Annotated in this window: 12 protein-coding genes; 3 read left to right on the top strand and 9 right to left on the bottom strand. The window is 45.9% G+C overall.

Going from position 1 to position 12,774, the window contains the following annotated elements; all coding sequences use genetic code 11:
* Positions 1–10 precede the first annotated feature (10 nt).
* Genes J7I83_RS09125 through J7I83_RS09105 form a run of 5 tightly spaced genes read right to left on the bottom strand, consistent with a single transcriptional unit; the run spans position 11 to position 5,517 of the window.
* The gene (locus J7I83_RS09125; protein ID WP_215100395.1) at positions 11–826 is read right to left on the bottom strand and encodes an ABC transporter permease; all 816 of its coding nucleotides are present in this window, start codon (positions 824–826) and stop codon (positions 11–13) included.
* Complete coding sequence (locus J7I83_RS09120; RefSeq protein ID WP_215100394.1) at positions 826–1,710, bottom strand: ABC transporter permease; 885 nt, start codon at positions 1,708–1,710, stop codon at positions 826–828. The genes J7I83_RS09125 and J7I83_RS09120 overlap by 1 nt, the downstream gene beginning before the upstream one ends.
* A complete protein-coding gene (locus J7I83_RS09115) occupies positions 1,694–2,941 on the bottom strand; it encodes an ABC transporter substrate-binding protein (RefSeq protein WP_215100393.1) in 1,248 nt (415 codons plus the stop codon). The genes J7I83_RS09120 and J7I83_RS09115 overlap by 17 nt, the downstream gene beginning before the upstream one ends.
* Before the next feature lie 36 nt (positions 2,942–2,977).
* Positions 2,978–3,637 (bottom strand): TVP38/TMEM64 family protein, encoded by a 660-nt coding sequence (locus J7I83_RS09110; RefSeq protein ID WP_215100392.1) that lies wholly within the window; start codon positions 3,635–3,637, stop codon positions 2,978–2,980.
* The gene (locus J7I83_RS09105) at positions 3,634–5,517 is read right to left on the bottom strand and encodes an FAD-dependent oxidoreductase (RefSeq protein WP_215100391.1); all 1,884 of its coding nucleotides are present in this window, start codon (positions 5,515–5,517) and stop codon (positions 3,634–3,636) included. Before J7I83_RS09105 ends, J7I83_RS09110 begins: the two co-directional genes overlap by 4 nt.
* Before the next feature lie 192 nt (positions 5,518–5,709).
* On the opposite strand from J7I83_RS09105, the gene J7I83_RS09100 reads away from it, so the two are divergent.
* Together J7I83_RS09100 and J7I83_RS09095 are read left to right on the top strand one after the other, a co-directional pair.
* A complete protein-coding gene (locus tag J7I83_RS09100; protein WP_215100390.1) occupies positions 5,710–6,291 on the top strand; it encodes a CDP-alcohol phosphatidyltransferase family protein in 582 nt (193 codons plus the stop codon).
* A gap of 16 nt (positions 6,292–6,307) precedes the next feature.
* A complete protein-coding gene (locus J7I83_RS09095; protein ID WP_215100389.1) occupies positions 6,308–7,399 on the top strand; it encodes an FAD-dependent oxidoreductase in 1,092 nt (363 codons plus the stop codon).
* A 332-nt stretch (positions 7,400–7,731) separates the two neighbouring features.
* Here the strand turns inward: J7I83_RS09095 and J7I83_RS09090 are convergent, their stop codons facing one another.
* Positions 7,732–8,013 carry a hypothetical protein gene (locus J7I83_RS09090; RefSeq protein WP_215100388.1) on the bottom strand — a complete coding sequence of 94 codons (282 nt, stop codon included), beginning with the start codon at positions 8,011–8,013 and terminating at the stop codon, positions 7,732–7,734.
* Between the two features lie 304 nt (positions 8,014–8,317).
* On the opposite strand from J7I83_RS09090, the gene J7I83_RS09085 reads away from it, so the two are divergent.
* Entirely contained in the window at positions 8,318–8,746 is a 429-nt protein-coding gene (locus J7I83_RS09085) for a DUF4181 domain-containing protein (RefSeq protein ID WP_215100387.1), read from the top strand.
* A 258-nt stretch (positions 8,747–9,004) separates the two neighbouring features.
* Here J7I83_RS09085 and J7I83_RS09080 read toward each other — a convergent pair whose 3' ends face one another.
* The 3 genes from J7I83_RS09080 to J7I83_RS09070 all read right to left on the bottom strand — a co-directional run bounded on the left by J7I83_RS09080 (position 9,005) and on the right by J7I83_RS09070 (position 12,257).
* Positions 9,005–9,358: a hypothetical protein gene (locus J7I83_RS09080; protein WP_215100386.1), complete on the bottom strand. Its 354-nt coding sequence runs from the start codon at positions 9,356–9,358 to the stop codon at positions 9,005–9,007.
* A gap of 228 nt (positions 9,359–9,586) precedes the next feature.
* On the bottom strand, positions 9,587–10,762 hold the full coding sequence (locus tag J7I83_RS09075) for an FAD-dependent oxidoreductase (RefSeq protein ID WP_215100385.1): 1,176 nt from the start codon (positions 10,760–10,762) through the stop codon (positions 9,587–9,589).
* A 766-nt stretch (positions 10,763–11,528) separates the two neighbouring features.
* Positions 11,529–12,257 (bottom strand): HEAT repeat domain-containing protein, encoded by a 729-nt coding sequence (locus J7I83_RS09070; protein WP_215100384.1) that lies wholly within the window; start codon positions 12,255–12,257, stop codon positions 11,529–11,531.
* Positions 12,258–12,774: the final 517 nt, after the last annotated feature.

Raw genomic sequence — 12,774 nt, 5'->3', positions numbered from 1 at the left:
TCCCACTCCTTTAGCCTTTTCCTGTGGCGATTTTCTTATTTTGATAGTACTTTTTCAAGGCGATATCCATCCCCACCAAGGCCATTATGGCAATGCCGGCATACAGCAAGGAATAGGCAGAGGCTACCGCCGGATCTCCGCCACTGATAAACGGGAACAACAGAATTGGCAAGGTCACGACCTGCCCCGAGCCGATGATGAACGTGATCAAGTATTGGCTTAAGGAAATCAGCACGCTCAAACTTGCCCCCGCTGCGATGCCCGGCAACAAATGCGGCAGCACGACATGGGCAAAACGGGAAATCGGCCCCGCTCCTAGCATGCGTGCCTGGTTTTCCCAATCGACTGATAAGGTGTTGTAACTGATCATGATGGCTCGCACCATATACGGCAAAGTCGGCGAGATATGCGCCAGGACGACACCAAAGATGGTCTCCGTCAAGCCAAGCCGCAAAAAGGTCAAATGAATGCCCATCACAGCGACAAAAGGTGGAATGATGATAGGTGCGAAAACGATTGCTTCGATTAGCCACTTGCCGCGTAGCGAATAACGCACCAGGGCATTGGCAGCCGGTACGGCGAGAAGGATATTCACTGCCGTGACGATAAAAGCGATCAGCAAGCTGACCCCTACCGCCGACCAGGTCCCGGAGCTGCCAGCCAGCACATATTCCCAGACACGAAAGCTGAATGACTCGGGCAGCACATTGGGCCATTGCCAGCCGAAAGATACACTCGATAAGACCAGCGGGACAAACGGCAGGCCGATGACTATGAATAACAGAAGGAATAAAATTGAATTCAACAAACGGCGGGGCTTTTTCATCAATCCCACCCCTTTAACACATTCCAGCGCTTGCTGAAATAATAAACGACAAGCCCCAGCAAGATGGTGAGGGCCGCGAGGATAATGTTGACGGCTAATGCTTCCGGCCGGTCAGCCAAGGTGCCGCTCGTGTACAGCTGATAGGAAAAAACCGGCAGCATGCTCGGATATGTAACGCCCAGCAAAAACGGTACTTCAAAAGCTGAAAAAGTGAAGACGAAGACGATGAATGTTGCAATGGTCCACGCCGGCACCATCACCGGCAGGACGATTTCACGGATGAAATTCCAGCTGCCGGCCCCAAAAATACGCGCTACATCCCGCCATGAACGATGAATCCGTGACAGCACCGGATAGATCATCAGCGACACAAAAGGGGCTTCTTTCCAGGCATAAGTCAAAATGATGCCCCAGCCGAACGGGTCATTGACCAGCACTGGAAAATCCCTGATTTCATCAATCAAACCGGCAGAAGCGAGGATTTTTGACAAAAATCCGCTTTGCATAAACAATAGGACGACGATATAGCCACCGACCAAATGGGGAATGGTTAAGGGCAACTGAAACAGCCGGTGCCATAATTGTGCCCCCCCGGATTTCGCCGATTCATTCAGCATGAACAACGAAACCGCAATGACAGCTCCCAAAACCGCTGCAATCACTGAAGACAGGGCTGCGACTCTTCCTGTCAGGACGAGTGATTCCCAGAACTCGGATGAGCGGAACAGATCCGTGTAAGCCGTAACTTCAAAACGGGTTTCGCCGATTGCCGGAAAATAGCCCAAACTTTTCAAAAGGCCATCAAAAAGTCCTCCAAAAAACAGGAGGACGATGGTGCCGATGGCTGGCAGCAGCAAAAGGTAGGGTTTAGTCTTTTGCCACATGCTCCATCCATCCTTTTTCGATAATTTCGATATAGTCTGCCGACAGTTCAGGCAAGCGATGTTCTTCCAGCTCGTCCAGTGGCAGCGTTGCCTCGCCTAAATCCACCTCGTTCATGGCCTGCTGCTGTTCAGGAGCCAATTTGTCCAAATCCAATGCCGACAGATCGCCCCAGTTTTCAGGAGATAGTTTAGCGATTTGGGCTTCCGGTGACAACATTTCATTGATGGCTACCATCGCTCCCGCTTTCGCGGAAGAATTGAATGGAATCGACAAGAAATGCGTATTAGCCAGCGTTCCCCCATCGAGAACGAAAGTGCGCGTCGATTCAGGGAATCGGCCCTTCAGCACTTCACTGGCGGCAAGCGCGGGATCGTAGCTCATGGTGATGCCGATTTCTCCGCTCGCAAACAATTGGTCCTGCTTGGCCAGACTTTCCGGATAGGTTTCTCCTTCACGCCATAAATACGGTTCGATGTCATTCAAGTATTGCCACATCGGTTCCAAACGGGCTTCCAGATCATCGATTTCCGCGGCAGGCCGCTGGTATTGCTCGTATCCGCCTGTCGTTTCGTAAAGTACGTGGCGGATAAATGCACTGCCTGTAAAGTCAGGCAAGGCAGGGTAAGTGAACTGCCCAGGGTTGTCCCGAACCCATTGGGCCAGCTCATCCATTGATTTTGGCGGCGTTTCTGACTTGCTTTTGTCATGGACAAAAACAAATTGCGCTTTGCCCCACGGCGCTTCCAGGCCTTCGACAGGTTCCCCAAAATCTGTGGCGATTTCAGGCGCTTCCTGATCGATGTACTCGTTGAAATTCGGCAATTGGCCGGTGAAGTCCCCCCACAGCAGCTCGTTGTCTTTGGCAGCTTTGAAATTTTCGCCGTTGATCCAAATGATGTCCATGCTGCCCTCGATCTTTCCGGCTGATTTTTCATCGATCAATTGGTTGATGATGTCCTGTGAATCGTTCATCGGAACACGGTTCAGTTCAACATCATGGTCTCTTTTCAAACGCGGAGCCACCCATTCATCGAGGTAGCGGTTGATGTTGTCATTGCCGCCCCACATATACATATTGACTTCCTGACCGGCAGAAGCCTCAGAAACTTCCTGCCAGTCGTCTGTCAGCAGGTTGTCCGTCTCTTCTACTGCAACGTTTCCGGTTTCCTGGGAACATGCAGCCAACGTCAACGCAAGCAGGCCGGGTGCTATTAATAGAAACTTCTTCATTTCTTTCACTTCCTAAATCCGTTGATAAACTCTTAGTTACTTATCGAGCGGCTGTTTTTTATTCCAGCGATTTCGGATGACAATCGGTACCACTGTCAAGATCACAAAAACCGCTACAGCCAAAAGGATGATTCGGGGATTTCCGCTGACAAAGCTGCTGCCCAGAAAATTATAGGCGAATGTGCCGGGAATGATGCCGACCAAAGTCGCCAGTGCAAAAGAACTAAAACGGACTTTTGCCAGTGCTGCCATATAGCTGATCAAGTCAAAATTGATGACCGGTATAAGCCGGAACAGAAGAACATACAGAAAGCCATTTTGTTCCATTTGAGACTGGATTTTCCGGGCATTGCCGGTCCATTCCTTGCGAACCAGGCTCTTGCCTAAGGTTTTCGCCACATAAAACGACAGCATCGCTCCCAGTGTCGCCCCGATGATGGTATAGAGCGTGCCCAACCAGGCACCGAAAGCCAAACCGCCGGCAATCGACAAGACGGACGCTGGAAAGAAAATCAGCGGCCGTACCGTGTAAATAAGGATATAAATAACCGGCGACCACAGCCCGAATGACAAAATCCAACTGCGAAGATCATTGGCATCGATTTCGAAAACCGATCGGCTGAGCCAAATGACCAGGCCCACTGCTGCAGCAACCAACAACCATTTCCCTATCTGAAGACGGGTGCTCTTGTTCATGAATTGCGGGTGTGTCTTGAGATGCTGTTGTAACGATTTTTCATTTCATCGTAGCGTTGGCGATTGGCTCCGGCGTCTGAATAGCCGACACGGGAAGCCGAGCGGAACTCGATCCATTGGGCAGCATCGTTAAAGTAGAACTCGAGATCGTCCTTGAATCTCATCATTTTGGTTGTGGCGACCGCATAGACGTAGTTCTCGTCATTTTGGACGATTGTCACCCCTTCATAACCTTTCAGCATGCCGATCAGGTTTTTTTTGGCATCGCTTTTGCTGCCGTTATACGGCAATGCCGGTACATATTTGGCTTTCGAGATGGATTGGGACGATACGCCATTCGGTGTTGACGGCATTTTTTTCAAGCGGCCGTTTTTCACGCCTAGCTTTGGTTTGACATTGTTTTTGATGGCCATGTTCGCTAGGCTGATTCCAACTGCAGCCGCTGCGCCGTAAATGGTGATTTTATCTGCCGGCAGCTCTCCCGCTTTTGCTTTATTGAAGGTTTTGACGACCGGTTGGTTCATTAGATTGTCCACATAGACTTTCTTGCCGATCTTCACCAGCACTTCGCTGTAGGTCGGGTAGGGATGAATAACACCTGATAATTTGCCCATATTGATATGCAGTGATTTGATGGTCTGGATTTGGCTGATGATTTCACCGGCGCGATCACCGAGAATGCTGGCTCCTAAAATGAAGCCTTTTTTATCCAGGATGATTTTCACTTTGCCGATGCTGTCTTTTTTCGTATTGGCGCGGTCAATATCCGCATATTCGTGTTCATAGATTCGGATGGAGTCGCCGTATTCTTCGCGCGCTTCTTCTTCGGATAAACCAGATCTGCCAAGTTCCGGATCCGTGTATGTACACCAGGTCACATGCTCATAATCCATTTTTCGATTGATCGGCAAAATCGCATTTTGTGTTGCGGTGATTCCTTGGGCGTTTGCCATATGCGACAATTGGTAAGGGCCGACAACATCACCGATAGCGTAGATGCCTTTCGCAGTGGTTTCCAAATGCTTGTCCACTTTGATGCTTTTCGAATCAAATTCCACACCTGCATCTTCCAGGTTGAAGCCGTTGACATTTGCCTGGCGCCCAAGGGCCACCAAAAGGCCTTCACTGGATACAGTCATTTCGTTGCCGTCTTTCTCGATTGTCAACTTGATCTGCCCGCCACTTTGTTGGGCTTTAACGGCAGTGGCGCCCGTATGGATTATTACGCCTTCATCGATCAGGCGCTGCTGGATCATCAAGACCAATTCTTCTTCGTCTTTCGGGAGGATCCGCTCGAACTTTTCAACAAGCGTCACTTTTACACCGATGCGGTTCAAGGCTTGGCTCAACTCGACACCGATCGCTCCCCCGCCAAGAATGGTCATCGTTTTCGGGAAGGATTTCTGTGTGAAGATGGTTTCATTGGTCAAATAGGATACTTGGTCCAAGCCGTCGATAGGCGGAACCATCGGAGAAGATCCAGTGGACAAGATGATTTTTTTCGCTTCAATGCGTTCCCCGTCCACTTCAACTGCATGGGGCCCGACAAATTGTGCGTAGCCGTTGATAAAGTCGATGCCGGATTGCTTTAGCACTTCCGGAGATTCACCTGCGTAGACTTTTTGGATGACATCCTGTATGTCTTTTAGGACAACCGATGTGTCGACTTCCAGATTAGGGGTGTATTTTTTGGCGTGATGGACTTCTTTGGCGATATTGATCAACGATTTGCTTGGAATACAGCCTGACCACGTACATTCTCCGCCCGGCAAGTTTTTATCGATCAGCACGACGCTTTTTGAAAACCCCGCTCCTGTAAAAGCGGCTGTCAGCCCAGCTGCACCGGCTCCAATTATTGCGATATCATATTTTTTGACCATCTTTACCATTTCCTTTCTTTTCCTGTATTAAGTCTATCTTAACAAAAAACATAAAAAACTTTCTCTTAAACAGCCTCGGAACACTATGATTATCCTGAATCACGCTTATTTTTCTGAGCCGAGTGGGATTACGGGTGAGTACCGGAAACATATTATATACTGAAATTATCTCGAAATGAAAAGGTGAACCCCATGCTGGATACACATGCACGAAAACACATTCAACCAGCCGTTGAAAAATCGGCAGACCTATTGCTGAAAATGGGCTTTACCGCTGATGGTGTGACGAAAATCGCTTTTGCCATCGGCATGTCTTCAGGTGTCTTCATTTACCTGGATCAACCTTTCTGGGCCGTATTTGTTCTCTGGTTTTCCGGCTACTTGGATGTTGTCGACGGAACCATGGCGCGGAAAACCAAGCCCTCTTCCTGGGGAACCCTGCTCGACATCAGCTTTGACCGCCTCGTGGAAATCAGCGTCATTTTGGGGCTGGCTTTCCGCTTTCCCGATTCGATGTGGGCCTTGCTGCTGTTGAGTGTCTCCATCATTGTGGCGATGACCGTCTTCTTGACGGTGGGGGCGTTGTCTGATAAAGAAGGCATGAAATCGTTCTATTACCAGGCGGGACTGGCTGAAAGAACAGAGGGCTTTATCTTCTTTACCCTAATGATCGTTTTTCCAACGTATTTAACAGCCATCACACTGGCCTTTTTCGCGGTGCAGCTTGTCACTATTTTCCAGCGCATGGTTGAAGCCAGACGGATTTTGAAATAGACGGGAGTGAAGTGAGATGAAAACCCTTGTGTTAGTGGGAGGTGGGCATGCGCATTTGCATTGCCTGGAGCAATTAAAAAATGGCCTCTCGACAGACTGGGGCGTACTGCTGATCTCCCCTTCCCCTTATCAGTACTACTCAGGCATGTTCTCGGGCTTTACGGAAGGAATCTATGGCCTTGAGGATATCCGGATCGACTTGAAAAAGCTTTGTGATAAAGTAGGCACAGTATTTACCGAAGACACAGTAGTTGCGGTTGATGCTGAGGCAAAAGAGCTGACAGGCGCTGGGGGTGAAATTTACCGGTATGACTTGGTGTCGTTTGACATCGGATCCCGAACCGATATTCCCGCGGCCGCAAAAGAATATGTACGATCGATCAAACCCAATTACCGTTTTCCGGAACAGCTGATACGGACGCGCGATTCGGCTCATCCCGTAATTGTCGGAGGCGGTGCGTCAGGAGTGGAGTTGGCTTTTTCCATTCTGGCCTGGAGAAAACAGCACAGCTTGCCTGCTAACCTCGCCTTGTTCAGCTCGACCTCCCTACTGGCTGGTCAGGGAGGAGCGGCTTCGAAAAAAATCGAGGCCATCTCGTTGCGAAAAGCTCTGCCTTTTTTCACAGACATCTCCATCCAGACGATCGACGAAATGAGCGTGACGACCAGTGCAGGACGAATGTATCCGCAATCGGACGTTTTATGGCTGACGGGGCCGAAAAGTGCAGCCTTGTTCAGCCTTTCGGGATTGCCGACAGATGCTGGCGGATTTTTGCTGGTCAACGAGGCGTTGCAGAGTATCCGGCATCCCGAGATTTTTGGTGCCGGGGATTGCATCACCGTTGACCGCTATCCGGAGCTTGCCAAAAATGGCGTCTATGCGGTGCGGCAAGGGCCGATCTTGTGGCAGAATTTAAAAAACAGCCTGTCCAATGAGAGGCTGTTGCCGTTTGCTCCGCAAAAGCGGTTTGTCTCCATCCTGTCTACAGGCGGTGGCGAAGCTTTCCTGTCTTATGGCAACCGGCATTTTCACGGCAAAATCCCTTGGAAGCTTAAGCAGCGCATCGACCGGAAATTCATGAAACGCTATAAGGATCTTTACGAATAGATAAAAAGCTGCCCCTGGGCAGCTTTTTTGCATACTAATAAAGAAGGTTTTAGCTCCATGCAATTCAATTCAGCCATATAAGACAACTGAAAGGGCAAAGCCTGCCACCATGGCCATTACAAAAATCAGCAGGATTTTTGTATTTTGTTTCTCCGCATCTTGTCTCCCACTTTCATCGATTATCATTGAAATGCTGTCTACGTGGAAATATTGCAGAAGAAGTTGCTTCAGCATCCCGCTCGAGGGCTTTAACAAAGCAGGAGAACCAATTGAGTGTGGCCGTATTCTTTTATATTAATTGCATCTCTGCCAACTGTATTATATACAACGCTTTAAAGCTTTTCTGTACCCAAAGACTGAGTCGCCAGTTTCTTGTAGACAACCAGCAACAGTCCGCTGGCAATAGCGGCTGCTAAAAAAGTACCGCCGTACCATAGGGGAGAAGTTGCAGAGCCAAATGCCACTGCACTTGGTAAGCTTTCTGCATTTTCCCAAGCGGCAGAAAAATTAGGTTTGTACGTGATGGTTTTGATATATCCCACAGACATCGCTGCCGCAAAATAAAGGATATGAATAACTGCAGCGCCAAGCAAGGACTGCCAAACGATCTTCATTTCCATCTCCCCTTCTTTTATTCCAAATTTTAGTATATCAATTCTAACTCATTATGTATATAAATTAGCAAATTTTCTTAAACTTCCGACAAAAAGAATGCATTCAAGCACATACTTATCAAAAGCATAAACTTGTCTGCAGTCTGAATAACGATATGAAGTTGAAAGTTTAGACCTTTTACTACTGATGCTTTTGGCTTTTCATCTGCAAAGGAATAAAATATGAGGCGCAGCCTTCCCACTCCAGTTCTTCTATTAGCAGATCGAAGCTAGAGTGGAAAAATTCCTGTCCGGAGGTGATTTGATGTATGGAATTGACTCATCTTTTTGGCTGGACTTGCTCGTCATACTTGGCCCGTTTTTCATACTGACGTTTTTGTTTAATGGCATTATGAGAAGATGGTTGAAAGTTGAAAAGCCAAAGATGTTCTCGCATAATCACGTTAATGACAAACACAAGAAAATCGATTGGATCATTAGAGGACTTATTATTGTATTGATGATCACCGGGGCGTTTGTAAACATTAACAGAATTCCGCTAGAACTTATTTTATTCTTGGAACCCTGGTTTTTGTTGCTGACTTTAGTAACTGTGACCGAAATCGTACGAGCGGTTATGGAGAAGAACTATGCAGAAAATCCGAATGCTTACATTTATACCGTCAGCCAACTGGTTTTCATAATGATTCTGCTCGTCTCGTTGTTTTCGACTGACTTTTGGGGAGTCTTATAGTCAAAGGGAGCAGTGTTTCCGCTGACACATAGACCGGCTCAAGATAATTAATTTTCGCCCAAAAGTGCTGCTCACCGAAGATTTGCCAAACACACGTCATTTTTATGAATAAAACGGATCAGTAAATACTTGCATACCGTTGGTCATAAAAAAAGCGCATTCGATTTTCTCGAATGCGCTTTTTTGAAATGAACCTCATGTGGCACAATGTATCAGCTACACTTTTCCCTATGTAGATAACGTATTCAAAAACCTCTGTTAGTTGATGAATAAGAATAGGTATTCCCCGTTGTTGTTTGCAGTTATCGACTTAATCGATCCGCTGTAGTCAATCCATTTCACTTTTTTTAACCGGTGCTCCACTTTCTGATGAAGTTCTTCCTCAGTTTCCATGATTGTGAAGACCACTTTCTCGTAAGGCCATTGGAAACGGTTCATTGCTGCATTTACGGGAGAATCAGCCAACAGCAATTTGCAGAATTCATCTGCTGTCTCGGCTTTTTCTGCCAGCGCATCTTCCGCTTTAATGACGAATTCGTATAGCCTTCTTCTTTCCAGTGGAAGTCTTGCCACTTCGCTCTTCCACAAAAAGTCTATTAATCGTTCATTCATTCTACTCTCCCCTTACGCGTTTATAGGTTTCGATTCCCATCTCGAAAGCTGATAGAAGGGCTGCTGTTGATTTCAAAGATTTCTTCCATGGTTGATGTCACCAAATGGCTCTCAACTGTAACATCATCCAATTCATAAATGATAGTATAACTTTTTAATCTATGCCTTTAACAGAGGATTTAGCAATATGGAGTTCCTAGTTTTAAAAACTATTGCGTTTCTGATAGTTTACACATTTTGAGTTATGCGTTCAGCTGCCTGGCGGGCTCCCGAAATATTTCTTGCGATCGGTCCGATTTCCAGTTCAGCCAATGCACCCATCACGTACAAACTTTGGCCCCATTGAAGGTTTTCAGCAACAATCGGATAGCCGCAGTTGGCGCATTTCAAGTGATTATCTTCTATTGCTGGCCCCAGCCACTCTTTACCCGGCAACATAGCCTGAAATCCAGTGGCCAATAAAACTGTTCCGCTTTGTTGCAATAACTGGTTAGTTTTATTGTAAAGCTTTATGGTGCCTTCTTCAAATCTGCCTTGATGGACTTCTCCATCCATAATGAGTTTGGTGTTTTTGCGTTGTTGATGCAGCAGCTTGATATATAAGTCGCGAGGAATCGATCCTTTATAGCGCGCCTTAATGATTTGTTCGCGCCGATTTTGGTAGCAATGTGTTTTGTGGAATGCTGTTTGTTTCTTGGGTCCTAACCATCCTGGATCGCTGTCAAAATCATGGATCCGGAAAGGATTCCGCTTTAACAGTGTCACTTGCTGGGGAAACATTCTGTTTAACTTGAGTGTTAAATGGACGGCAGAAATGCCCCCGCCAATCACTGTGAAAGGCGGCTTCAACTCTTCTAATTTCGGCAGAGTAGAGTCGAAAATGTGGTAGACGGGTGCCTTGGTGCTGTTTTTTAAAGCCTCTGCCCATTTAGGCAAGTGAAGTTGTTCATTATTTCCAATGGCCAATATCAAGTTTTCACCTTCTACTGCCCCGTTGTCCTGCAGATCGATTTGCCATCCTGTTGCGCTTTGGCTGATGGCTTTGACAGATCCTTTTCTCCAGCTCTTCTTCAGGGATAACTCTTTAATCAAACAGTTGCAATGTTCTTCAAACAGCAGAAGAGAAGGGCGTTTAAATCTCCCGAGAAAAGAAGCGCTGTCGTCAAATTCGTTGTTCTTCGCAAAAGCTCCCAGGCTAAATGGATCTACATCCAGGTGGTGGACACCCGGTGAACGTAAAAAAGGCATTGAAATCGTGTTCGTGCACCGATGCCAATTGGCTAAGGGCTCTGCGTGACGGTCAATTATCAATAATTCATCTGCACTGGCTTTCTGTTTCTTCAACAAGTAATTGGCCATAGTTATCCCTTGCACTCCTCCGCCAATAATGATCCATTTATACATTGCTCGACTCTTCCCTTCCAATTCATCCGGAATCCTATATATGTAGTTGATAAAACATAAATTGTAATGATTACGATTTATTTATTACGATATTAAACTTACCATTTCTTCTTTGAATGAACAAGTCGAAGGTGAAATTAATTTTAAAATATACTGGCGACTGAATTATTAGAAAAGATGAAACTTTATTGTAAATGAACAAGTATATGAGGAAGAAGGAAATTCACGTGAGCTGTTGGGAGAAATATAAAGGAGTTTTTTTTGAAACTTAATCGTCCCTATTTTTACATAATTGTATTCACAGCAATGCTTATCACTTTAATAGGTTTCGATTATAGCGACCATGGTTCAATTGATTGGTTTGACAATATTATGCGGTCTGCACTTATCACGTTCTTCTTTATCATCTTTACAGACAGGTCTTACAAAAAAGCTTCAGATGACAACAGCGACCAGACTTAAACGCGGCAAGGGAAGTTTTAATCACACGAAGCAGTTTCACAAAAAAGACTGGCTTTAGAATATTACTTGGTTCACTTATCAGCAGTTTATTGAGCAGTTTTTATTACTACTTCGCACAAAAATTTGAGTTTTAATATTTAAGGCAGTATGTGAGGGTGGGTCTTCCCCCTTTCATATTGTTTTTTGTGGTTCTGACATTCTATCGGCAAACTTAACATCATTTTGAGTTCCTGGAGTTTGTGTCCTCAAGCTGTTCTCCCATCAACACCGGTTTAAACGCTAGCCAGAGTCGGTTTGGATCACGTTAGGAGCTTAGTTCATCCAATACTCTTTGGAAGGTAGATTGGGCAGCAATCGTCGGTTCCCTTCTTAGCGCTGCTTGTAAGGCTTTTTTAATCCCCTTTTCATTTTCGTGGTCGGCTAAGACCGCTGCGCTGTTGGCGACAGCACATCTCACTACATAGGACGGATCTTTCAGTAAGTTCAGGAGGGATTTCAAATGCATTTTAGAACCCAACAGGTACAAGCCGGTATAGAAACCTACTTTTGCCAAGCTGCTCGTTTCCTGCTGAAGATGGTTTTGCAGCGTAGAGATTGCTGACACGGCGCCAATTTTCCCAAGCCCTTCTGCCGCATCTCTCCGAACAATTTCTTCTTCATCTATTAATGAGTCAACAAGGTATTTTTCCGCTCGGGCATCCCTCAGCTCACCTAATCCTTCTATTGCTGAGATGCGCACCAGTTCGTCGCCGTCTTTCAGCCGATCAATATGGGCTTTAAAAACATCTTCTCCGGTATATCCCCATAGCGCTTCTAAAGCCAAATAACGAATTTCTTCATCCAGATCTTCAGTCAATGGCAACAAAGCAAATTTTATCTTTTCGCTGACCGGCAATTCGCCCAAGGCTCCAATCGCCGTTATTCTGACCTCTCGATCATCCCCCTCTAAATAAGCGGCTATTTCCCGAAAAACATCCGGTCCACCCTGTGCCAACAACTTTTGTATTGCCGTTATCCTTTGCTCAGGTTTCATGATTAACAGTTCAACTCCTCTTGCAATACTGGTTACACTTGAAGATAGAACACCATAATCAGGCTGGAAACAGCAATGAGACATAGTGCAATAAAAACGATGTTTCTGCCTAGTTCGCTTTTAAAGTGCAAGTTCAATAACAGGAAATAAAGTATACTGCTGATCAGAATGAAAAGCAGGAATCCCTCTATGCCTTTAATTTCATGGGTATAAATAGAAATCAGTAATCCTAAAAAAAGAAAAATTCCGTATATATTCAGTACGGTTCTCAAACTGATTTGTATTCTTGAATCAGCTTTTGGATGTGATACTGTTTGCGAATGAGAATCCATTTCCCACCTCTTCTTTTACTTTGTCTATACACCTATACGTTAAGTGGGATCCGATAGTTTCAAATGAAATTTGAATTTTTCGTGAACTTACCAAGAAACTTGACCAAGAATTTGATGATGACATTTTTCTACAATAAAAAAAGAAACTTCCTATGAAGTTCCAGACTGTAGACAAAGCCTCGCCA

This window comes from Planococcus sp. ISL-110 (assembly GCF_018613575.1).
Taxonomy (GTDB): domain Bacteria; phylum Bacillota; class Bacilli; order Bacillales_A; family Planococcaceae; genus Planococcus.
Note: the sequence above shows the minus strand (reverse complement) of the source record. Positions and strands in the feature narration are given on the sequence as shown.